The organism is Halovulum dunhuangense (assembly GCF_013093415.1).
Taxonomy (GTDB): domain Bacteria; phylum Pseudomonadota; class Alphaproteobacteria; order Rhodobacterales; family Rhodobacteraceae; genus Halovulum; species Halovulum dunhuangense.
Genome location: NZ_JABFBC010000001.1, coordinates 1,129,585 through 1,151,310 on the forward strand (window position 1 = coordinate 1,129,585; position 21,726 = coordinate 1,151,310).

Below are 21,726 nucleotides of genomic sequence, written 5' to 3' on the forward strand. Positions count from 1 at the left end.
GTGGCAGGGCGAGAGGATCATTCCCCGGCCGATCGTTCCCCGGTCCGCCGCGCGGCCGGGGACAACGGCGCTCTCGGCCTCAGCTCACCAGCAGGCGCGCGGCGCGGACCTCGTCGTCGATGCCCTTCAGGTCGTAGCTGCGCAGCTCGGCCTCGTCTATGGTCCGGCCCGCGGCCTTCAGCGCGGCTTCGCTGATCAGCACCTCGCCGGCATTCGCGGCCGCGGCCAGGCGGGCGGCGACGTTCACGTCGAAGCCGAAGGCGCTGACCTCCTGCATGTTCCCGTTCACCGAGGCGACCGTGCCCAGATAGGCGCGGCCCGTGTGCAGCGCGATGCCGACCGGCAGGGCGCGGCCGTTGAAAGGGTTGCTCTCCAGCGCCCGGGGCAGGCGCATGCCGCCTGTCACCGCCTTGCGGGCGTAGTCCTTGCCGCTGAAGCCGGGGGGCCAGACCCCGATCACCGCGTCGCCCTGGAACTGCAACACGAAACCCTCGGCCTGCCACAGCACCGGGATGATGGTCTCGCGCATGAAGGTGATGAGTTGCTTGAACTCCTTCGGCGACATCGCCGCCGACAAGGGCACCGAATCGCGCAGGTCGCAGAACAGGATCGACAGGTCCACCTCTGCGCCGCCCGGAAAGGCCTGAAGGAAGCCGTCGCAGGCATTGCAGAAGAACGGGTTGCGCGACGACGGCTCCAGCCCGATCCGCCGCGTGATCCAGCCGCCGATCCCGGTCAGCGGCGCGCGGCACAGCTTGCACCGGGCCCGGCCGGGCAGCATGGAAAACCGCTTCTGCTTGCCCAGCAGGACCGGGTGCCCCTCCTGGAAGACCTGGTACCACAGTTCCTCGTTGCCATCCTCGCGGGCGAAGTCGCCCATGCCCGGGATCGTGTTCATCGCATCAGCTCCCTCGGTGTCGCGCTGATCGTCAGGGACAGCTCGGGCGGGCAGACATCCATGCCCTCGCTGTTGCAGACCGCGGTATCGGCCAGGAAGGTCGTGCCCGCCACCACGCTGCGCCCCTCGCCCATGCCGCGATAGAGCACCGTCAGCACCTGCCCGTCCGCGCAAGGCGGCCCGCAGGGGGTCGTGGGCTTGCCGGTCGTGGCATCCCTCAGCCGCAACGCCGGGACCGACACGACGACGCCCGCCTCCAGCAACGGCTTGTCCAGCCAGTCGGGGGCCTGTCGCAGGCTCATGACATGGTCGTAATCGGGGCCGAACATCGCGGCCTCGAACCGCCCCGAGGCAAGCCGCGCGGTCTGCAGGTTCGTCATGTGCGCCTCCTCGCCCTCGCCCCAGAGCAGATAGGTGGCATAGTCCGGCTGTCTCAGGTGGTGGGCGAAGGGGCGAAAGGTGACGATCCGCTCGACCGTCACGTCGATATCGGCCAGGACCGGGATGGTGCGCGCCTTGTCCCAGGGAAAGAAATGCGGATCGGCCTCGTCCTCGGGCGAAAAGGCCGGCAGACCCTGGAAGACGTTGGCGTTGAAGCTGCGCCGCCGCCCCGCGGGCAGATCCGGGATCGTGAACAGGTCGCTCTCCGCATCGCCATTGCTCAGGATGAAGGTGTCGGCCGGAAACCGCGCGCGCAGATCGTCCAGCCGCGACTTCGCCTCCGCTGGCAGGGCGAGCTTCATCACCAGCTGATACTTGTGCTCCTCGTGGTGATACTGGGTCATGTGCACCGCGAATATCGTCTCGCTTCCCAGCAGCACGAAGGCATGCTGATGCGGCGCGTTCGCGATGAAACCGGGCGGGCGGCTGCCCTGTGTCTCGTGGTGGCTCATGTCGTGATGCGGCATCGCGGCGTCCTTTCCGAACAAGGGGGGGCAGGCTGCGTCATGCGGGGTCCGGCAGCCCGTGCCTGCGCCGCAGCGTCGCGGCAAGTTCGCTTGCGGTCCGTTTCAGCGCCGCCGCCAGGCGGGGCGTCATGTCCCCCTCGGCGGTCGAGGTCATGAACGGGTTCTGCTGGGTCGAGGTGATGAACTTCACCGCCATGCCCGGCATCGGCTCGGCACCGCAGCGCCGGACGTAGTGATCGACGAAATCCTGCCCATAGGTCGCGGGCGAGAATTCCGAGGCGGTGACGAACAGCGGCGCGGCAGGCACCTTGTCGCCGCCGAATTCCTGCACCGACAGGGCGCGGAAGATCGCGTCGTTCAGCTCGTTCATCAGCGAAAGGTCGCGGTTGATCCCGTCGCCGGTGCGGAAGTTGAGCGTGTAGGCGCAGATCGTCTGGTCCGAGCCCAGCCGCCGGAACAGCGTCATCAGCTCTTCGTCGGCCAGCAGCTTCTCGATCAGCGGATCGTCCGCGACCGGCACGATCTGGCGCGCGATCATCTCCCGCTGCGCCTCGATCTCCTGCGCGGTGCCGCCGTCGCGTTCCGCCGGCAGCCGCTGGAACGGCGTCAGCGTCACGTCGTCGCCGGGGCCGAAGGCCGCCAGCAGCGCGCAGTAGAACCGCTTCGAGCTGAACATGCATTTCGCCAGCAGCCGGCCATAGCCGGTTCGGTCGGCCGGGATCACCGCGTGCGACAGGTAGACCGCCGCCGCCGCAGCCCCGGGCTTCGATCCCTCGATCCCGTAGACGCCCACGCTGGGCACCGTGCCGCCATGGAACACCACCGGCGCGGTAAAGGCGATCAGGTCGCGCATCGCCCCGTTGCGATAGGCCAGCGTCCCGGCGGCATAGGGCACGAAGCCCGCCTTGTGCGGATCGACCGTGATCGTGTCGCAGCGATCGAAGGCGTCGCAATGGCGCATCGCGTAGTCGCCCATCATCATGCCCGGCGCCATGCCCAGGTCATGCGCGAAGAAGATGTCGTCCAGGTCCGGCCGCGCCCCGGCCTCGGCATGGCTTTCCTGCACGCCCAGATACCGCGACAGCAGCCGCGCCTCCTCGTCGGTGCCGCCCAGGCCGCGCGCCTCGATCTCGCGCTCCAGCTTCGAGGGGCGCAGCATCGCGGCGAAATACCCGCCCCAGGCCGCATCGGCATGCAGCGTGAATTCCAGCCCCAGCTGGCGATACTCGTCGCGGATGTCGGCGATGTCGGCCAGCGGATCGACGGCGCTTTCCTCGGTCGTGCCCATCACGGCGACCACCTCCAGCACCGGGCGCCGTTCCGCCAGGCAACGGTCGAGATGGAGGCGCAGGTCGACCGTGTCCATGCGCCCGTCCAGGTCGACGCGCACGGGCAGCACGCTGGCCCGCCCCAGCCCCACCAGCGAGGCGCCCTTCGGCCAGGAATAATGCGCCGTCGCCGGGGCCAGGATCACCGGCGCGGGCGTGTCGGGCAGGTAGCGGCGGGCGAACTCGATCATGCCCATATCGGCGACCGTCCGCCCCTCGATCGCGGCGGCCACCACCTCCGGCGGGATCCCCGCCGTGGCCGTGATCCGTGCCGAAAGCCCGATCGCCTCGTCCACCGGCAGGTTCAGCAACTCCCAGGATGCAAGGTCGAGCAGGCGCCGCCGCCGCCCTTCCAGCGTCAGCAGGGTCAGCGTCCGCGCCGGCGCCAGCCGCGCGTCGTGCCGGACCGCGTCCGCCAGCGTCAGCGGCAGGAACTTCAGGTTGCGCGCGGCCCAGATCGATTCCGCGTTCGCGACCGACCCGTCGCAGGTGATATGGGCCCAGGGCCGGGGCAGGGCGCTGTCCTCCTCGGGGTCGCGAAAGCCCAGCATCCGGCAGATGTCGTCGCAGACCGCCATCTCCAGCAGCGTCGTGACCGGCGATGCTTCGGTCGCCACGTTGTTCTGGTTGTAGAGCAGCCCCGCGAAATGCCCCACCACCGCGGGCAGCGTGGTGTCCCAGTACATGTGCGACTGGTTGCGATAGCTCGACAGCGGGATCGAGGCGCGCAGATGCGCCAGCATCTCGTCCAGCCGTTCGCCGATCAGGGCGACCGCATCATGGTAGGCGGCATTCTCGGGCGCGAAGACGGCGTCGGGCGCCATGCGCGGATCGCGCGGCTGGTAGTCCCGTCGCGCCGCGACATTGCCGGAAATCGCCCGCCCGATCAGGTCGCGCAGCACCGCCTCGTTCTCGGCCTTCGGTCCAAGGAACCAGGCCGCCGGCGTGCCTACGGGGGTGGCCCGGTCCAGGCTCAGCCGGTCCGGATGCCGCCTGCGGAACGCGTCGATCGACCTGTGCAGCTCATGGCTGCGATGGCGCTCGGTCATGCTTGCCCCCATTGGCGTCCTTCGGGGGACCATGCCGCGACCCGTGCCTGCGTTCAGTGACGTTGCTCACCTTGCGTCACCCGCGCGGCCGCGGATCGGCATGACCCGGGCAGGCAATGCACCGCGCCACGCGAAAAGGAAGCCGTCCCCGTAAGCATGCACGCAACCGCATATCCCCCCGACACGCCAGCCTCGTTGCGCGAGCCTAGGGTGCAACCCCGCCTTGCGGCAAGGGTTTTTGGTCGGTGCGCCGCGCGGTGCCGCCCGCGGTCCGGCAGGGGGCGGCTGTCAGCTGCGCCGGCCAAGACCCAGGAAAGCGCGCAGCGACCTGCCGCGATAGGGCTTCGCATCCCGTGGCGGCATCGGGGGCCGATGCTCCACCGGGCGCTGGTCCAGGCGCGTGGCGATCATCAGGCTGTCGGCGAAGATCCTGTGCATGGCGTCACTCCTTCTGTCCCTGTGATTGGTCCGCGCGCCCGGCGATGTCCGGTCGCGCAGCCCCAGTATCGGGCGTGACCGCGCCCCGGTCTGTGAACCGGTTCACTCAGGAAAGGCGGTTGCCGCGGGCGTTTCAGTGCCCCTGCGGGACGTCCCCGGCGGCGATCCGCTCCAGCCGGGCGCGGTCGCGGAACAGGATGCGCCCGCGGCCGATCTCGATGATGCCCTGCGCCTTCCAGTCCTTTAGCGTCTTCGAGACCGCCTCCCGCGTGGCGCCCACATGGTCGGCCAGCTCGGCCTGGCCCATGGTCAGCACGTCGTCCGAGCCCAGTTCCTGAAGCAGCCAGACGACCCGGCGCGCAAGCCGCACCCCCAGCGGCTGAAGCGCGTGGTTCTCAAGCTGCCGGCTGACCCAGTTGAACCGCGTGACCGTCAGCCGGATCAGCTCCAGCGCCAGGTCGGGGTCGTGGCGCAACGCGGCAAGCAGCGCCTCGCGGCCCACGCGCAGAACGCGGCTGGGCCTGAGCGCCATCGCCGTCGCGCTGCGGCTGCCATCCTCGAGCAGCGCCACCTCGCCAAAGATCGCGCCGGGCTTCAGCAGGTTCAGCGACAGCTTCCGGCCATCTGCCGCAAGGGTGCTGATCTCCAGCAGCCCGTGCTCCAGCAGGTAGAGCGCATCGGCCCGATCGTCCTGGCGGAACAGCGCCTGTCCCGGGCGCAGCGCCATGTCGGTGGCGATGCGGCGCAACCCGCGGATCAGGCCGTCATTCGATCGCGCAGCCATCGACACGCGGGAACCCCATGCTCGTCACTCGACACGCCCCCAGACTAGGCCAGCCGCGCGCGGTCGCAAAGCGATGGTTGCCACGGTCGCGCGTCGCGCGCCCCGGATCAGTCCGGGCTGAGCGCGCTGTAAAGCTGCGGGTCCTTGCGCCCCCCGTCGACCAGGCGCTGCGCGATCAGCCGGATGACGTAAAGCCCGAATTCCGGATGCGTGGTGTAGATCTTCATGAAGCTCACCTCGTCGATCGTCATGATCCGGCATGGCCCCCGGCACACCGCTGTGGCCGTCCGCTTTCGGTCGCGCGAGAAATAGGCCATCTCGCCGAACAGCGCGCCCGCCCCGAAACTGACGCCCGGCTCGGGCAGGTCCACCCGCCCCTCGACCAGGTAGTAGACCAGGTCGGCCCGATCGCCCCTGCGGAACAGCACATGCCCGTCGGCGAAACGGGCCGGCTTGAGGAACGGCAGCAGCGCCTTCATCGGCTCCTGCCCCTCCTGAACCGAGCGAAGCCTGCGTTTCGCGGTCAGGATCTCGTAAAGCCGCGTCGCGTTCAGCGGCAACAAGAGCACATGCATGAACAGCATCGGATAGACCTGCGCCACCGCCCCGTAGAGGATGAAGCACAGGTTCGCCATCACCGCGACCGTGCGCAGCCCCTGCATGCTGCGCATCGAATAGGCCATAAGGGTCAGAAGGGCCCCCAGCCAGCCGAACAGCTCAATCCACTCCATGCCCGTTCCTTCGCAACATGTTCACCGCACGGCCCCCGCGGCGGCCCCCGTGCCCGCGCGCAGATTGCAACATCCCGGCGACCCCGTCACCGTCCGTGAACCGGCGCCACCGGCCCGGGCGCGCCACCGGCCTTGCCAAGCGGCGAAACCGTCGCACCTGATGGGCGGAAACCCATGCCGAGGCCCCCGATGATCCGCGCTTCCGCCCTGACGATCGCCGCGCTGTGCATGATGGCGCCGCCGCTGGCCGCCCAGTCGCGGATCGAGGTCATCCCCTATGACGACATCGCCGTTCCCCCCGGCACGCAGATCGACTTCGAGGGGCTGAGCGTCCATTCCGACCGCGGCCTGATGCCGGTGGACGGGCTGCTCGTGCTTAAGGGGGTGGCGCTGGGCGAACGCTTCGAAGGGCAGGGCGCCGGCACGCGCATCTCGCCCGAGGGTATCGCCCATGACCGCATCCTCGAACGCCCCACGGCCCCCCTCGCGGTAGAGCCGGGGCCGCGTGGCGGCAACCTCGCCATCGCGCAGAGCGACCCGGCCTTCGGCTCGTCGGTCCTGCTGCCCACCGGCCCCGGCGCGGCGGATGGCGACGCCGACCACCGCCATGGCGAGGGGGCTGTCGCACTCCGCTTCGATCAGGACCAGTGCATGCTGGGCTTCGCCGTCTATCTCGACGGGCTGGGCGGCACCGTCGCCGCGCTCGAGGCGGGGTGGAACCTGCGCGTCACATTCTACGACCGCGACGGAAGGATCCTGGGCGAGATGAGCCAGCTTCGCTCCGGCGGGTTGCAGACCGCCGCCTACCGCGACCGAAGCGGGGTGCCGATGATCGCCGGCGCGATGATCGAGAACCTCGATATCGGCGGCATCGCGCTCGACGACCTGCGGTTCAGCGCATATTGCACGCCGCTTCTGAGCTAGTCAGAACACCCCCGCCAGCGCGTCGGCCAGCCGGCCTGACACCCGCCCGGGGACGCCCGTGGCGACGCCCAGCGCCAGCGCGATGGCCACCAGCGCCTGGTGCCGCCGCAGCACGGCGGCCGCCCGCGGCGCCACGACCGCCAGCAGCATGCCGCCCGTCAGCGGGGGCAGCGGCAGCAGGTTCAGCACCGCGAACAGCACCAGCATCTCGACCGCCACCTCGATCAGCCCGATCAGGTTGACGGCCATGTCCGCGCCCGCGAACGCCCGCAGCAGCGGCCCCCGCGCAAGATCCAGCGCCAGCGCCAGCGCGACCAGCGCCGCAAGGCTCAGCCCCACCAGCAACACAAGCCCCCCGGCCCCTCCCTTCAGCTCCCGGTGATCGGCCTCCACCGGGCGGATCCACCCGATCCGGAAGAAGATCGCGGCGACGAACCCCGCCGGTTCCAGGTGCTGGAACGGGTTCAGGCTCAGCCGCCCGTCATGGCCAGGGCCGCGGTCGCCCAGAAGCCGCGCCAGAAAGGCGATCGACCAGCCATGGAAGGCGATCACCCCCAGCGCCGCCGCGGCGTTCACCAGCAGGGTCTGGCCGTTGGTCGCGATGATGCCTGCCCAGTCGATCACGCGCCGCCCCCGCCCGCATCCGCGAACCGCGCCTCGATCGACCGGATGCCGTAGCGCGCGGCCAGCCGCGCCATCGTGCCGTCGCGCTCCAGCTCATCGAGGATGTCCACCACCCGCCGCTTCAGCGTCAGGTCGCCCTTCCACAGGCCGAAGGCCACCGGGTCGCGCGCCTCCGGCCCCTGAAGCCAGGCGATCTGCAAGCCATGCACCTGGGCAAGCTCCATGCCGATCATCGCATCGACCACGCCCGCGCCGACGCGCCCCGTCGCCAGCGCGTCCGCCAGGTCCCCGGCGCCGTCCATCCGCACGACCCCCGCCCCCGCCGTGCGCAGGGCCTGGCTCAGCGCCAGCCGGTCGCGGCCGCTGACACCGACATGAACGCCGACCTTCTGCCCCCGCAGGCTGGCGGGGACGGCACCCGGCGCCAGCACCACCCAGCCGGTTTCCAGGTGCGGAGGGGTGGTGTCGATGAAGGTCCGCGTCGTGTCCGAGGCGATGACCCCGCCCGCGATGATCTGGCACTGCGCCCGCGTCAGCCGCCAGGCGCGCGGGTTGAAATCGCGCCCGATCGCCTCGTTCAGGTTCAGCGCCAGCCGCACGCCCAGCCGGTCCGCGACGGCTTGCAGGATCTCGGTCTCGAAGCCGGGCGCATCCGGGTCCGGCGTCACCAGCACGCCGTAGCTTGACGGCACGCAGGCGCGCAGCACGCCTTCGCGGCGGATTTCCGACAGGGAACTGTCGGGCGGCGCCAGCCCGATCAGCGCGAACAACCCCAGGATCGCGCCGACCGCGCCCAGGTCGCGCCACAGGCTCGGCTCGGCGCTCATGCCCGGCTGAAGTCCCTGAGCGCCAGCAGGAAGAACGCCACCGCCATGACCAGGATCACCACCGGCCCCAGATGCGCCGCGAACTGGTTGAAGCCGATCAGCGCGCCCCTCAGCGCATCCACCGCATAGGTGATGGGGTTGTACTCGACCAGGATCACCAGCCAGTCGGGGTAGACCACCCGCATCTGCGCCCCGCTCAGCGCCGGGTCGAGCGGAAAGATCGAGCTGGAGGTGAAGTAAAGCGGCAGGATCACCGCGTTCGAGAACACCCCGAACCCCTCGAAGCTGCGCACCCGGTGGGCCACGATGATGCCGAGGCTGGTCAGCCCGAAGGCCAGCAGGAACATCAGCCCCAGGGCCTCCAGGATCCCCGACAGGTGCAGCGGCACGTCGGCGAACTGCGCCAGCAGCAGCACCAGGCAGCCATGAAGGAAGGCGACCGTGGCCCCCCCCAGCACCTTGCCCAGCAGGACGATCCATTTCGGCACCGGGCTGACCAGGATCTCGCGCAGGAAGCCGAATTCCCGGTCCGCGATCAGCGACACCGCCGACTGGACCGAGGTGTACATGATATTGAGCGCGATCACCGCCGGAAAGATGAACTGGAGATAGGTGAACGGGATCGCGAACCGGACCTCGCCATAGATCTCGCCGCGGAAATAGGGGTTGAGGCCGACGCCCAGGATCAGCACCCACAGAAGCGGCCGGCTGATGCCGCCCACCATCTGCCCGCGGTCCCGCAAGGCGCGCTTCAGCTCGCGCAGCCAGATCGCGTGCAGTGCCGCCAGATGTCCCATGCCGCCCCCCTCAGGCCGCCCGCCGCGGGGCGGGCTTCTGCCCGTCGCGCAGGTCGCGCCCGGTCAGGCTGAGGAACACGCTGTTCAGCGTCGGGCGTTCCACCGACAGGTCGCGGATATCCGCGCCATGGGCGTCGAGCAGCCGCATCATCAGGCTGCGTTCCGCGCCCACCACCCGGATCTCGCCGGCCGCCCCCTCGATCGCCTGCGGCAGCACCGCCCGAAGCCGGGCCGCCGCCGCCGCATCGGTCGCATGCACCCGCAGCACCTCGCGCCCATGCGCCGCGCGCAGCGCGTCGGGCGTATCCAGCGCCAGCACCTTGCCCCGGTCGATGATGCAGATGCGGTCGCAGCCCTCCACCTCCTCGATGTAGTGGGTGGTCACGATGATGGTCATGCCGCGCCGGATGCGGGCCTCGGCCAGATAGGCCCAGATCCGGTCCCGCGACTGCGGGTCCAGCCCCACCGTCGGCTCGTCCAGGATCAGCACCCGCGAATCGTGGATCAGCGCCCGCGCGATCTCCAGCCGGCGCTTCATGCCGGGCGACAGGCTGCGCACGATCCGCCCGCGCATGTCCGACAACTCCACCAGCTCAAGCATCTCGGCGATGCGCGCGCGACGCTGCGCGCGCGGCATCCGGTACATCCGGCCGTGGAAATCCAGGTTCTCCTCGACCGTCAGCTTGCCGTCGAGGCTGGGTTCCTGGAACACCACGCCCAGCGTCTCGCGGGCCTTGCGCGGGCTTCGGGTCACGTCGTGGCCGCAGATCGTGGCGGTGCCGCCGTCGGGCGCCAGCAGGGTGCACAGGATGCTGATGAGCGTCGTCTTGCCGGCGCCGTTCGGCCCCAGCAGGGCGAACATCTCGCCCGCGCCGATGGTCAGGCTGACGCCGTCTAGCGCCAGCGTCCGGCCGTAGCGCCGCACCACGCCCTCCACGCGCACGACCGGCGCGCCATCGCCCGGTCGCGCCGTCCCGGCGGACGGTTCATTCGGCATTGTCCCTGGCCTCCCGGTCCCTCGTCGTGGCGCCGGTTCGGGGGGCTGGCGGTTCTCCCCGCCTTGTCCTCACCCTTCGCAATCCGGCGCTTCTTCTTCGATTTGCCCCGATTAAGAGTCGCGCCTGCCGCGATGGCAAGGGCGTTTTTCCGCCCCTGGCGGCGGCGCGCGATCCTGTCCGGCGGCCGCTGCGATGCGGGAAAACACATGCGCAACCGATCATGTCTTTCGTTTCCGTTCGCTTCCCGGCGCAATTTGGTTGCAAAGGGTGGAATCCGGGTCTGGTGGCAATTTTCAATAACGATTTTCTGTAAGAAAAAGTATCAAAACAATAAATCACTCAAGTAGATTTATTGCGTTAGCGAAATAAAAAATTTCAAAAGGCGCTTTACAACCCCGAAAATTCGCGTTTGACATATATCAAGGCGCCTCGAATGCGTCGTAAAAAGAAGAACGAGGGACACATGAGACTTTCTGCTGGCAGCCACGTTCCGTGGCGCAAGAAGTCGTGGCTGATTACTGCCTTTTCCGCACTGGTCATCTCTGCCGCGTCTTACACCGACGGCCGCGCGGAACAGGGCTGGTTCACCGAAGAACAGGTCACGCGGGGCGAGGCGCTGTACGAACGCCGCTGCGCCAAGTGCCACGGCGACGAGAAGGCCGAGAACTTCCGCGTCTGGGACGACACCGCCGCCAGCCTGATCGGCATGATCATCGGCTTCGACATGCCGGCCGACCGCCCGGGCGGGTTGCCGCCGCAGGAATACGTCGACCTGGTCGCCTACTTCTTCAACCTCGGCGGGCTTCCCACCGGGGCCGAAGTCGCGGCCGGCGCGCCTGAACTGAGCGAAATCCGACTGCCCCGGTGACGCTGGCCCCGCCGGCACGGCGGGCGCCTCATCCTCGTGTCACGGGAAGAACGACCCCGCGGCCGGTGGCTCACGGTCCTGCACTTGGCAGCGCCGAAATAGCCTTCGGACAGGCCGCGGGTGCGAATGGGCAGGCTCCGGGCTTCCGGCCGGGGCGGCCCGGTAAGGCGCGCATGATCGCCGGCACGATCGCCGGGGCGACTGCGCGATTTTGGAAGCAGAGGGAGGAAAACCAACATGAGAACCAAGCGACTGCTGTCGGCCGCTTCGGGACTGGCGCTTGCGCTGGTCTGCGGCGCAGCCCTTGCGCAGGATGCGCAACGGCAATACAGCCCCGTCACCAACGACATGATCCTGAACCCGGCGCCCGGCGACTGGCTTCAGGCCCGCGGCACCGTGGACAACCACGGCTACAGCCCGCTCGACCATGTCAACCGCGACACGGTCGGCGATCTGGAACTGGCCTGGTCCTGGGCGCTGCCCGAGCTTGGCCGCCAGGAAAGCGCGCCGCTCTACCATGACGGCATCCTCTTCGTCGCCACCAACAACAATCATGTCGAGGCGCTCGACGCGGTCACCGGCGACCTGATCTGGCGCTACATGCACGAGCGCCCGGAATTCAGCGGCGGCTACCACAACAACCAGGCGATGCGGCAGAAGAACTCCATCGCGCTGTGGGGCGACAAGGTCATCATGACCACCGTCGATGCCAAGCTGATGGCGCTGGACGCCATGACCGGGCAGGTGGCCTGGGAAGTCCAGGTCAACGACTGGGAAAAGGGCTACAGCTACACCGCCGGCCCGCTGATCGCGGACGGCAAGATCTTCACCGGCACCTCGGGCTGCTCGATGGTTGGCACCGTTGGCGCCTGCTGGATCACCGCCCATGACGCCGACACCGGCGAGGAGCTGTGGCGCTTCAACACCCTCGACCAGCAGGGCGACCCGCTGTTCGAGGCCAGCTGGGGCGGCATCCCGGTCAAGAACCGCTGGGGCGCCACGCCCTGGGCCACCGGCGCCTACGACCCGGATCTGGACATGGTGTTCTACGGGACCGGCATGCCGATCCCCTATGCCCATATCAGCCGTGGCATGTCGGCCGAGGATGACGCGCGCGGCACCAACACCACCGTCGCGCTGAACGCCGATACCGGCGAACTGGTGTGGAACTACCAGCACCTGCCCAACGACAACTGGGATCTCGACTCTCCGTTCGAGCGTCTCGTGGTCGAGGCGACGGTGGACGGCCAGCCGCGCAAGATGATCGTGACGATGGCGGGCAAGAACGGCGTCGTGTTCGGTCTGGATGCGGCCACCGGCCAGTTCATCTGGGGCGAGACCACGTTCTACACCAACAGCATCACCGGCATCGACAAGGAAACCGGCCGGGTGCAGACCAACAAGGATCTGTATTTCACCGAGTTCGGCCAGAAACAGACCTTCTGCCCGGCGATCAACGGCGGCCGGCTCTGGATGGCCTCGGCCTACAGCCCGCGCTCGGGCGTGTTCTACGCGCATGGCGCCAACACCTGCCAGACCAGCGCCCCGCGCGAGATGAACATCGGCGCCATGCCCGCTGCGGGCAACGCGATGGGCATGTTGCAAAGCTTCGGCACCTCGCTCGCGCCGGGCGCCGAGAAGATCGGCGCCTTCCACGCCCTGAACGCGGGCGACGGCTCCAAGGCCTTCGAGATCCAGCACGACCGCCGCTACAACAGCTCGGTGCTGGCGACCGGCGGCGGCCTGATCTTCGTGGGCGACGTCGATCGTCGCTACTACGCGATGAACGACGAGACCGGCGAGGTGCTCTGGACCAGCCCGCGCCTGCACGCCCCCGCCGGCGGCTGGCCGATGACCTACGAGGCCGGCGGCGAACAGTATGTCGTGCTTCCGGTCGGCCTGACCACCAACGCGCAGGCCGCCCTGACGCCGGGCCTCCAGATGCCCGCGCTCGGCGCCAACGCGATCTACGTCTACAAGCTTCCCAAGGGCTGAGGACGATCCGCGCGCGGGCGGCCCCGGTCGCCCGCGCCGCACCCACGACCAGTCCCGGGGCGGCGCCCAGCCGGCCCGGGACAGCCCGAACGACAGACAAACGACAATCCGGATCGGCCCGGGCGACCCTCCGCAGGCGCGCCGCGACAACGATCCGCCAGAGGGGTGAAGGCGATGCGTGCAAAGTCGATGCTTGGCGCGGCAGGATCGAAACGCGCGCTGCGCTCGGGCATGACCTGCCTCGCGGCGCTCATGGCACTGGCAGCCGGACCGGCCCCCGCGCAGCTCATCGGCGAGGTGGACCAGGCCGAGCTGAAGAACTGGCGCATCGCGGAGGGCAACGTGATCCGCTTCTGCCAGTTCGACGTGAACCTGACCAACGACTTCGACAAGGCGGTCGCAGGGGAAATCGCCGACCGCCTGCTTCTGGACAGCGAATTCATCACCGTCGGCGCCGATTACGGCATGGATGGCGACGGGCTCGAGGCCGATGTCTTCAAGCTCCTGTGGAACGAATGCGAGGTGGTGCTGGGCTTCCAGGTGGGCCCGGTCCAATACGCCCCCGAATTCACCGTGACCCGGCCCTGGGTCAGCTACGACTACATGGTCCTGGCCTCTGCGGACGGACCCGCCTCGATCGCGGATCTGCCCAGCGGCAGCCGCATCGCGACGCCGCTCGCCTCTCCGGGCGATCTCGCGCTGGCGCGCTGGATGGCGACCGAGGGGGCGGATGCGGGGCTGAAGCGCATCCCCTTCGCCCGCGCCCGGGACCAGATGGACGCCGTCCTCACCGACCAGACCGAGGCCATGCTCATCTTTTCCCCCGTCTTCGCCGTCCTCGCGCAGGACATGGCCGAACAGGCGGCCCGGCTTCACCCCGTCGCGATCGACCCCGCCATCGCCAGCCCCACCAGCATCGGCGGCATCATGCTCGCGGGCAGCGCCTTCCTGCGGGCCGAGATCGACCGCGCCATCGACAGCATGATCGAGGACGGCACCATCGAGGATCTGCTGGACCTGCACGGCTTCTCCGGCATCCCCGCCCGGGCCGGGGGCGCCTGAGCATGGGCCGCGCGCCCCACAAGTTCCCGCGCCGGGCCGGCACGCCGGCCGCGCCCTCCGGCGGCTGAGGGGCCGATGGGCGCGCGGGGGCATGTCACGGCGGGGCTCGACCCGCTTCTGGCGCGCCTGCGGGCCGCGCGCAGGCGCCGGCTTCTCGGCACGGCGGCGCGCGCGCTGGGCGTTGGCGTGACCGTCGCGGCCCTTGCCCATGCGGGCGCCACGCTTGCCCCCGGCATCCTGCCCGACGGGCTCGGCCCGCCTGGCCTTGCGCTGCCGGCCGCGGTGCTGGTCGCTCTTGCGACCCTTGCGCCCGCGCTTCTGCGTGGCCCCTCGCTCGACCGTCTCGCGCGCCGCGCCGACCGGGTGCTCCGCACGCAGGAGCGGCTGGCGACCGCGCTCGAGGTGTCCCGCCACGCACCCGCCAGCCCGCTCGACCGCGCGCTCATCGCCGATGCGGCAGGCCACGCCGCGCTGGTCGCGCCCGCCAGCCTGGCTGACCGTCGCTGGCGCGGCTGGGCCGTCGCCGCGCTTCTTGCGCTGGCCATCGCCGCCGCCGCCCAACGGCTGGATCCGCCCGCCCCCCAAGCGGCCCCTCCCGTCACCCCGACCGCGCCCGAACCCGGCCTGCGCGCCGCCGACCGCGCGCCGCTTGCCACCCGGCTGGACGAAGCGGCCCGCCATGCCGCGGCCGAGGCCGCCCGCCACGACGACCCCTACCTTGCGGCCGTGGCCCGCGAACTCGCCGGCCTTGCCCGGACCCTCGCCACGGGCGAGACCACCGCCAGCGCCGCCGCGGCAGAACTCTCGCGCCTGATGGACCATGTCGCCGAAAGCCGGGCGCGCACAGGGCGCGCCGCCGCCGCCGCGGATCCCGTCACGCTGGCGCTGGAACAGGCGCTCGACCGGCTTTCCCCGACCGCGCCGCCCGCCGCCGCGCCGCAGGCAGCCCCGGCCCCCGCCACCGCCCAGGGTCCGTCCGCGCCAGAGAACGGCCCCCGCCAGGACCGCGTGGCCCAGGCCCAGGCGGACGCGCCCCCCACGCCCGAGATGTCCACCGCCCGGCAGGGCCAGATGGGCGGCGGCACCGGGGCCGACGGAGAGCCGACGATCTTCCGGGACGGCGATTGCGTCCATGACGGCGATCTCGACTGCTTCATGATGAGCGATCCCACCAACGCGCCCAGCATCCTGCTGGAGCGTCAGGGCGACAGCCAGGCGCAGGGCCTGCCCGGCAACGCAGAGGCCGGTTCCCTGCTGGACGGCTTCCGCATCGGCGCCTCGGCCCGGTCCGGCGCCGGCGAAAGCTTCGAGGCGGGGCAGGGCACCAACGTGATCGGCGGCGGCCGCACCGTCTCGCCCGACAGCTTTGCGCCCGGCGCCGCCGTCACCCTCGACACCGCCCGCCGCGCCGCCGATGGCGGCCGCATCCAGGTCGCGCGCGCGCCGCGCGCCGCCGAAGCCGCACCCCTCCCGGCGATCCCCGGCGCGTCCCCCGACTGGCGCCGCCTGCCCGAAACCGCGCAATCCCGCGGCCTGCGCGGCATCGGCCAGCGCGACGCGCTCGCCGCCTATTTCCGCCCCGACCCCGAGGGGCGGCCATGAGTTTCGCATCCCCGCTCTGGCTACTCGCAGGCCTTCTCGCGCTGCCCGTCGTGCTGGCCCATGCGCGCCGCCAGCATCGGGTGGAGGTGGCAAGCCTGCGGCTCTGGCGGCTGGTCGCGACCGGCGCCACGCCGCGCCCCCGGCTGCGCTGGCCGCCGCCATCCGCGCGGCTGTTCCTCCAGCTTGCCGCGGTGGCGCTCGCGGCCCTTGCGATGGCGCAGCCGCGGCTCGGCACGCCGCCCGCCGATCACCGCATCTACCTGCTCGATGTCTCGGCCAGCATGGGCGCGCGCGACGTCGCGCCCGACCGCTTCACCGCCGCGCGCGAGACGCTGGCGCGGATGCTCGCCACCGATGCGGCCCGCGTCTCCCTCATTGCCGTCGGCGCGCGGGCAGAGCCCGTGATCGCCCGGCAGGACGCGGCCCTTGCCCGGCGAAGGGATCTCTCGGGTCTGGCGCATGGCGATGGCGGCGCGGACTGGGCCGCGGCCCATGATCTGGCCCGCGGCCTTTCCCGCGCGACCGAGCGGACAGACATCGTCGCCCTCTCCGATTTTCCCGACCCCGCCCCCGCCGACCTGCCCCTGCGCGTGATCCCCTTCGGCGCGCCGACGACCCCCAACGCGGGGCTGCGCGCCTCGGTCCAGCCGCTCGACGCGTCGGGGCGCTGGCGCGTCCGGGGCGAGGTGGTCCTCGGCGGGCTGCAACCCGCCCCCGAGGGGGTGGGCCTGCGCTTCGGCCCCGACGGCGGGCAGGGCGATCTCGACTGGGGCTGGATCTCGCTCGACCCCGAGGCCGCGGTGATCGACGCGCAGGGCACCACCCGCATCCCCTTTGCCCAGGAGTTGCGTTTCCCCGGCGCGGGCCGTCTGACCCTGTCGCTGCTGCCCGACGCGGCGTCCCATGACGACACGCTGGCCTTTGTCCTGTACGACGCGCCGCGCGGGCTATCGGTGAACTGGATCGGCGCGCCCGAGCCCGCGATGGAACGCGCGCTGGCGGCCCTCGGTCCCGTCGCCATCACCCGCGGCACGACGCTGCCGCCCGATGCCGCCGCCGGCTTCGACCTCGTCATCGCCAACGACACCACCCTCGACCGTCGCCCGGCCACCAACCTGCTGCTTCTCGGCCGGGCCACGATCCGGGGCGAGGATGCCCCCGCCGCCCCGCGGGACGGCGCGATCGACGGCCGGGATCCGTCCCATCCGCTGCTGCGCGGGCTGGACCCGGCCTGGCCCGGCCCGCTCCGGCTCTATCCCCACCGCGCCAGCCCCGATGCCGCCGTCCTTCTGTCGGCCGGCGGCGCGCCGGTCCTGAGCGTGCGCGCCACGGCTTCGGGGCAGGAACTGCGCCTTGGCCTCGCCCCCGATCCGCGCTGGACCGGCGATCCGGCCTTCCCGATGCTCGTGCACAACCTCGTCGCCTCGCTCGGCATCGACCCGCGCGCGATGGCGGGGCAGATCTGCCACGCGGGCGGCCCCTGCACGATAGAGACGCGCGAGACCGGCGCCACCGTCACCGGCCCCGATGGTGCTGGCCTGCCGCTCCACGGTGCCGCCTTCACCCCGGTGAAAACGGGCCTGCATCGTATCGCCACCGCCGGCGGCACGCGCCTCCTCGCCGTCCACCCGGTGCCCGAGGGCGAAGGCGACATCCGCGCCCGCCCCGCCGAGCCGCTGCCCGCGCCCCCGCGCCCCTTCTGGCAGATCCTCGCGGCATGTCTCGTCCCTGTCCTGCTGGCCGAGGCGATCCTTGCCGCGCGCGCCCGGTCCGGTTTCCGCGCCCGCGCCACGGCGCTTGCGCCACGCGGGGCCGCCATGGCGGCGGTGCTCGCGGCGCTTCTCCAGCTGCCCTTTCCGCACCCCGAACCCGCCCGCGCCCTCGTGCTGGTGGGCGATGGCGCGGGCCGCCCCGCGCGGGCCGCCCTCGTGGACCCCGTCACCGGCGGCACGGCCGACCCCGGCGCGCCCATGGCCGTCACCCCGTCCGGCGACGCCCCGGTGAACATCGAGCGGGCCCTCCGCCTCGCGCTTGCCATGCTGCCCGAGGGCCGCGAGGGCCGCGTCCACCTCGCCCCCCCGGCCGGGCAGACGCAGGGCGACATGGCCCGCGCCATTCCCGCCTTCGCCGCCCGTGGCATCCCCATCGACGTGACGCCCCCGGCGCAGGTCCGGGGCGACACCGTGCTGCGGCAGGTCATCGTGCCGCCCCGGCTCCACCCCGGCGACACCTACCCGGTGACGGCGCTTCTCCACAGCGACATCCCCCGCACCGCCACCCTGCGCATCCTTCGCGACGGCGCCTTGGTGTCCGAGCGTCCCGTCACCATCCCCCGCGGCCCGAGCCGCCATCAAGGCACCCTCGAGGCAGGCGACCCCGGCACCGCGCTGATCGAGGTGGAACTCGCAGGCCTTTCCGACCCGCGCCCCGCCAACGACCGCGCCGGCGCGCTGGTCCAGGTCGACCCGCCCGCCTCCGTCCTGATCCTCACCCAGGAACTGGCCGCGGCCGAACGCTTCGCCGCCGCCCTTGCCCTCCAGGGCCTTGCGCCCCGCGTCGCCACCCCGCGCGACGCGCCCCGCCGGGCCGAGGACTGGATGGCGCAGGATCTGGTCATCCTGATGAACCTGCCCGCCCGCGCCTTCCAGGTCGAGACGCTCGACCATCTCGCCCACGCCGTCCGCCGCCACGGCACCGGGCTGATGATCCTGGGCGGCAACCGCAGCTTCGGCCCCGGCGGCTACTACGACAGCCCGCTCGAGGATCTCTCGCCGCTCTCTTCCCGCGTGCCGCATGATGCACCTGTCGCAGCCCTCGTCTTCGTCATCGACCGCTCGGGCAGCATGCAGGGCATGGTGGGCGATATCACCCGCCTCGACATCGCCAAGGCCGCCACCCTCAGCGCGGTGGACCTGATGGGCGAGGGCAGCAGCATCGGCCTCGTCGTCTTCGACCAGGAGGCGCGGCAGATCCTGCCGCTGACCGCCGATCCCACCCCCGCCACCGTCGCCGCGGCGCTGGGCCCCGTGCAGCCCGGCGGCGGCACCGTGCTGCTGCCCGGGCTTGAGCAGGCGGTGGCCGACCTGCGCGCCGCGCAGGCCGAACTGCGCCACATCGTCGTGATGACCGACGGGCTGATCGAGCAGACCGATTTCGCCCCCGTCCTCGCCCGCGCCGAGGCCGAGGGCATCACCGTCTCCACCATCGCCTTCGGCTCCAGCGCCATCACCGACCGGCTTGCGCTGATCGCCGATGCGGGGGGCGGCAACTACTACGCCACCCGCGACTTCCGCGCCCTGCCCAGCATCCTGTCCGAGGAAACGCTGACCCTGTCGGGCGACCTTGTCCTGCGCGACCCGCACCCCGTCGCCGCCCACGACACCGCCACGCTGCCGCTGGCGAAGCTGGGCCCCGCCTGGCCCCCCATCGCGGGCGCGGTCCGCACCACGGCGAAGCCCGAGGCCACCCGCCTGCTGGACCTCCAGCCCGAGGGGGAGGCCGAGCCGCTGCCCCTCATGGCCTCCTGGCGGCAGGGCAACGGGCAGGTGCTGGCCTTCGCCGCCAACCCCGCCTCGGCCGACGCCGCCGCGTGGCAGGCGCGCGCCGACTACCCCCGGCTCTGGGCGCAACTGGCCCGCGCGCTTCTGCCCGGAACGCCGCGCCCGGGCCTTGCCGTCGCGCTCGACCGCGCGGGCGACCGCGTTGCCGTCACCGTGACCGCGCTCGACGACCTGGGCTTCCCGGTCCGCGGCGCGCGCGGCAACGCCATGCTCATGGACACAACCCGCACCGCCCCGCTGACCGAAACCCGCCCCGGCCAGTACGAGGCACACCTCGACCTGCCCGCGCCGGGCCTGCACCGGATCGGCGTCACCCTCGACGGCGTCACGGAAGGGGCCGCGCTCCATGTTCCCTACATGGCCGCGCAGGACACCAGCGCCGACCCCGCCCCGGCGCTGGCGGCCCTGGCCGCCGCCAGCGGCGGGCAGGTCGTGGCAGCCCCCCTCCAGCCCTTCGATCCGGGCCGGCGGATCGTGCTCTCGCCCCTCTGGCGGCCCTGGCTTCTGCTCGCGCTTCTCCTTGCGGTGGCCGGACCCGTCGCGGGCGCGGCCCGCAATATTGCCGCACGCCGGCGCCCGGTGGCGCCGGGCGCGGCCCCGGCATCCCCCATGCAGACCGACGCAGACAGAAGGAACGCGGCATGAACGGCAGACCCGACGCGATCGCGGTGGACAGCTTCGACAGGGCGCAGATCGACGCGATGGTGGACGCGCTCCGCCGCACCCGCGCTGCGATCGAGACCCGCGTCGTGGGCCAGCGCCAGGTGGTGGACCAGCTTCTTCTCGCGCTCATCGCGGGCGGGCATGTCCTGCTCGAAGGACCGCCCGGCGTGGGCAAGACCCTGCTCGTGCACACGCTGGGTGCGGCCACCGGGCTTTCGTTCCGCCGCGTCCAGTTCACCCCCGACCTGATGCCCGCCGACATCACCGGCGGCATGGCGCTTCTGCCCGACGCCCGGGGCGGCACGCGGCTCGGCTTCCAGGAGGGGCCGGTCTTTACCCAGGTGCTTCTGGCCGACGAGATCAACCGCGCCACGCCCCGGACCCAGTCGGCGCTGCTCGAGGCGATGCAGGAACACACCGTCACCGTGGCCGGCGCGACCATGAAACTGCCCGCGCCCTTCTTCGTGCTGGCCACCCAGAACCCGATCGAGATGGACGGCACCTACCGCCTGCCCGAGGCGCAGATCGACCGCTTCCTCTTCAAGTCGGTGATGCACTACCCGTCCGAGGCGGAATTGCACGACATCCTGGGCCTGACGACCGGTGTCGAACGCGCGGACCCCGCGCCGGTGCTGGATGCGGACGCGATCCTCGCCGCCCAAAGGCTGGTGCGGATGGTCCCCATCGCGGCCCATGTCCAGCGCACCGTCGCCCGTCTTGCGCTGGCGACCCAGCCCGGAAACCCGGCGGCGGACGCGGAGGTGCGGCGCCATTTCCGCTTCGGCCTCAGCCCGCGCGGCGCGCAGGCGCTGGTGCTCGCGGCCAAGGCGCATGCGCTGCTCGCGGGCCGCTACAACGTCGCCTTCGAGGATCTGGAGGCCGTGCTCGCCCCCGTCCTGCGCCACCGCTTCCAGCTCAACTACGAGGGGGAGGCCGCCGGCATCGACCCCGAGGCCCTGTGCCTGCGCCTCCTGCGCGCCGAGATGAAAGCCGCCGCATGAGCCTGCAAGCCACCCCTCCGGGCCCTGCAACGATGGCCGCCGCATGACACCCGCGCCCGCCTGTCCGCACTTCCGCATGACGCAGCGCCTCGCCCGGCGCGCCTGCGGCACGGGCCTGCACCGGATTGGTCCGAACCTCGAAATCCCGGACGACGGCCACCATGCGTGCAGCGCCGACGGCAACCCCCGCCCGGCACCGCTTTGCCGAGAAGTGCTTGCCCCCACGAGCCTGCCACCGGCATCCTCGCGCCGCCTTCCCCGCGCGGATCCTACGCTGCCCGTCGCAGCAACCTCGCGCGGGATCGTCTTCTCTCTGAAATCGCCGCGCCGCGCCACCTCGGACCACTCCCCCAGCGCAGCCCACAACCTGCGCCATCCGCGTCCGGCACCAGAAAGTCTCGCAGCGACGACCCCGATGAGCCTGCCACCGGCAAACCTGCATCACTGCTCCCGCGCGACCGGAGACTCCCCGAGATCGCCGCGCCTCCACCTCCCCGGCTGCCTCCCCCACGAGGGCCATGTCCCGTGCCCTCTAAGCGCACCCGAGGCGCCCCTGACCGGGGGCTGCCACATGAGCACGACGCCCGGCCGCCCGGGGCCCGTCGCCGCCCGGCCCTGCCATCCGCTGCGCAGGCGCCCCATTTCGCAGACGGGCGGACACGCGAAGCC

General features: G+C 71.3%; 17 protein-coding genes. 7 read left to right on the forward strand and 10 right to left on the reverse strand.

What is annotated here, in order from left to right; genetic code table 11:
- Positions 1–79: 79 nt before the first annotated feature.
- The 6 genes from HMH01_RS05635 to HMH01_RS05660 all read right to left on the reverse strand — a co-directional run bounded on the left by HMH01_RS05635 (position 80) and on the right by HMH01_RS05660 (position 6,136).
- Entirely contained in the window at positions 80–898 is an 819-nt protein-coding gene (locus HMH01_RS05635) for an adenylate/guanylate cyclase domain-containing protein (protein ID WP_171323271.1), read from the reverse strand.
- On the reverse strand, positions 895–1,806 hold the full coding sequence (locus HMH01_RS05640) for a hypothetical protein (RefSeq protein WP_171323272.1): 912 nt from the start codon (positions 1,804–1,806) through the stop codon (positions 895–897). The genes HMH01_RS05635 and HMH01_RS05640 overlap by 4 nt, the downstream gene beginning before the upstream one ends.
- Positions 1,807–1,843: 37 nt before the next feature.
- Complete coding sequence (locus tag HMH01_RS05645) at positions 1,844–4,183, reverse strand: pyridoxal-dependent decarboxylase (protein WP_171323274.1); 2,340 nt, start codon at positions 4,181–4,183, stop codon at positions 1,844–1,846.
- 288 nt (positions 4,184–4,471) lie between these two features.
- Positions 4,472–4,621: a hypothetical protein gene (locus HMH01_RS05650; RefSeq protein ID WP_171323276.1), complete on the reverse strand. Its 150-nt coding sequence runs from the start codon at positions 4,619–4,621 to the stop codon at positions 4,472–4,474.
- Positions 4,622–4,754: 133 nt separating this feature from the next.
- Entirely contained in the window at positions 4,755–5,405 is a 651-nt protein-coding gene (locus HMH01_RS05655; RefSeq protein ID WP_171323278.1) for a Crp/Fnr family transcriptional regulator, read from the reverse strand.
- Between the two features lie 107 nt (positions 5,406–5,512).
- The gene (locus tag HMH01_RS05660; RefSeq protein WP_171323280.1) at positions 5,513–6,136 is read right to left on the reverse strand and encodes a Crp/Fnr family transcriptional regulator; all 624 of its coding nucleotides are present in this window, start codon (positions 6,134–6,136) and stop codon (positions 5,513–5,515) included.
- Between the two features lie 189 nt (positions 6,137–6,325).
- Here HMH01_RS05660 and HMH01_RS05665 point away from each other — a divergent pair, with 189 nt between their 5' ends.
- Entirely contained in the window at positions 6,326–7,060 is a 735-nt protein-coding gene (locus HMH01_RS05665; RefSeq protein ID WP_171323282.1) for a hypothetical protein, read from the forward strand.
- Here the strand turns inward: HMH01_RS05665 and HMH01_RS05670 are convergent, their stop codons facing one another.
- From HMH01_RS05670 to HMH01_RS05685, 4 genes are read right to left on the reverse strand one after another with little or no spacing between them, the layout of a single operon-like run.
- Positions 7,061–7,684 carry a zinc metalloprotease gene (locus HMH01_RS05670; protein WP_171323284.1) on the reverse strand — a complete coding sequence of 208 codons (624 nt, stop codon included), beginning with the start codon at positions 7,682–7,684 and terminating at the stop codon, positions 7,061–7,063.
- A complete protein-coding gene (locus HMH01_RS05675) occupies positions 7,681–8,511 on the reverse strand; it encodes a substrate-binding periplasmic protein (RefSeq protein ID WP_171323286.1) in 831 nt (276 codons plus the stop codon). Before HMH01_RS05675 ends, HMH01_RS05670 begins: the two co-directional genes overlap by 4 nt.
- On the reverse strand, positions 8,508–9,308 hold the full coding sequence (locus tag HMH01_RS05680) for an ABC transporter permease (protein WP_171323288.1): 801 nt from the start codon (positions 9,306–9,308) through the stop codon (positions 8,508–8,510). Before HMH01_RS05680 ends, HMH01_RS05675 begins: the two co-directional genes overlap by 4 nt.
- 10 nt (positions 9,309–9,318) lie before the next feature.
- A complete protein-coding gene (locus tag HMH01_RS05685; protein WP_171323290.1) occupies positions 9,319–10,305 on the reverse strand; it encodes an ABC transporter ATP-binding protein in 987 nt (328 codons plus the stop codon).
- Positions 10,306–10,769: 464 nt separating this feature from the next.
- Here HMH01_RS05685 and HMH01_RS05690 point away from each other — a divergent pair, with 464 nt between their 5' ends.
- The 6 genes from HMH01_RS05690 (at position 10,770) to HMH01_RS05715 (ending at position 21,057) form a co-directional block, all read left to right on the forward strand.
- Positions 10,770–11,174 (forward strand): c-type cytochrome, encoded by a 405-nt coding sequence (locus tag HMH01_RS05690; RefSeq protein WP_171323292.1) that lies wholly within the window; start codon positions 10,770–10,772, stop codon positions 11,172–11,174.
- Positions 11,175–11,411: 237 nt separating this feature from the next.
- On the forward strand, positions 11,412–13,169 hold the full coding sequence (locus HMH01_RS05695) for a pyrroloquinoline quinone-dependent dehydrogenase (RefSeq protein WP_171323294.1): 1,758 nt from the start codon (positions 11,412–11,414) through the stop codon (positions 13,167–13,169).
- Between the two features lie 174 nt (positions 13,170–13,343).
- On the forward strand, positions 13,344–14,231 hold the full coding sequence (locus HMH01_RS05700; RefSeq protein WP_171323296.1) for a type 2 periplasmic-binding domain-containing protein: 888 nt from the start codon (positions 13,344–13,346) through the stop codon (positions 14,229–14,231).
- A 75-nt stretch (positions 14,232–14,306) separates the two neighbouring features.
- Positions 14,307–15,833: a hypothetical protein gene (locus HMH01_RS05705; RefSeq protein WP_171323298.1), complete on the forward strand. Its 1,527-nt coding sequence runs from the start codon at positions 14,307–14,309 to the stop codon at positions 15,831–15,833.
- The gene (locus tag HMH01_RS05710) at positions 15,830–20,038 is read left to right on the forward strand and encodes a VWA domain-containing protein (protein ID WP_171323300.1); all 4,209 of its coding nucleotides are present in this window, start codon (positions 15,830–15,832) and stop codon (positions 20,036–20,038) included. Before HMH01_RS05705 ends, HMH01_RS05710 begins: the two co-directional genes overlap by 4 nt.
- A complete protein-coding gene (locus tag HMH01_RS05715) occupies positions 20,035–21,057 on the forward strand; it encodes an AAA family ATPase (RefSeq protein WP_246237282.1) in 1,023 nt (340 codons plus the stop codon). The genes HMH01_RS05710 and HMH01_RS05715 overlap by 4 nt, the downstream gene beginning before the upstream one ends.
- The last annotated feature ends 669 nt before the right edge of the window (positions 21,058–21,726 follow it).

Coding starts and splice junctions, on each gene's coding strand:
- HMH01_RS05635 (WP_171323271.1), bottom strand. CDS start 898: ATGAACACGATCCCGGGCATGGGCGACTTCGCCCGCGAGGATGGCAAC.
- HMH01_RS05640 (WP_171323272.1), bottom strand. CDS start 1,806: ATGCCGCATCACGACATGAGCCACCACGAGACACAGGGCAGCCGCCCG.
- HMH01_RS05645 (WP_171323274.1), bottom strand. CDS start 4,183: ATGACCGAGCGCCATCGCAGCCATGAGCTGCACAGGTCGATCGACGCG.
- HMH01_RS05650 (WP_171323276.1), bottom strand. CDS start 4,621: ATGCACAGGATCTTCGCCGACAGCCTGATGATCGCCACGCGCCTGGAC.
- HMH01_RS05655 (WP_171323278.1), bottom strand. CDS start 5,405: ATGGCTGCGCGATCGAATGACGGCCTGATCCGCGGGTTGCGCCGCATC.
- HMH01_RS05660 (WP_171323280.1), bottom strand. CDS start 6,136: ATGGAGTGGATTGAGCTGTTCGGCTGGCTGGGGGCCCTTCTGACCCTT.
- HMH01_RS05665 (WP_171323282.1), top strand. CDS start 6,326: ATGATCCGCGCTTCCGCCCTGACGATCGCCGCGCTGTGCATGATGGCG.
- HMH01_RS05675 (WP_171323286.1), bottom strand. CDS start 8,511: ATGAGCGCCGAGCCGAGCCTGTGGCGCGACCTGGGCGCGGTCGGCGCG.
- HMH01_RS05680 (WP_171323288.1), bottom strand. CDS start 9,308: ATGGGACATCTGGCGGCACTGCACGCGATCTGGCTGCGCGAGCTGAAG.
- HMH01_RS05685 (WP_171323290.1), bottom strand. CDS start 10,305: ATGCCGAATGAACCGTCCGCCGGGACGGCGCGACCGGGCGATGGCGCG.
- HMH01_RS05690 (WP_171323292.1), top strand. CDS start 10,770: ATGAGACTTTCTGCTGGCAGCCACGTTCCGTGGCGCAAGAAGTCGTGG.
- HMH01_RS05695 (WP_171323294.1), top strand. CDS start 11,412: ATGAGAACCAAGCGACTGCTGTCGGCCGCTTCGGGACTGGCGCTTGCG.
- HMH01_RS05700 (WP_171323296.1), top strand. CDS start 13,344: ATGCGTGCAAAGTCGATGCTTGGCGCGGCAGGATCGAAACGCGCGCTG.
- HMH01_RS05705 (WP_171323298.1), top strand. CDS start 14,307: ATGGGCGCGCGGGGGCATGTCACGGCGGGGCTCGACCCGCTTCTGGCG.
- HMH01_RS05710 (WP_171323300.1), top strand. CDS start 15,830: ATGAGTTTCGCATCCCCGCTCTGGCTACTCGCAGGCCTTCTCGCGCTG.
- HMH01_RS05715 (WP_246237282.1), top strand. CDS start 20,035: ATGAACGGCAGACCCGACGCGATCGCGGTGGACAGCTTCGACAGGGCG.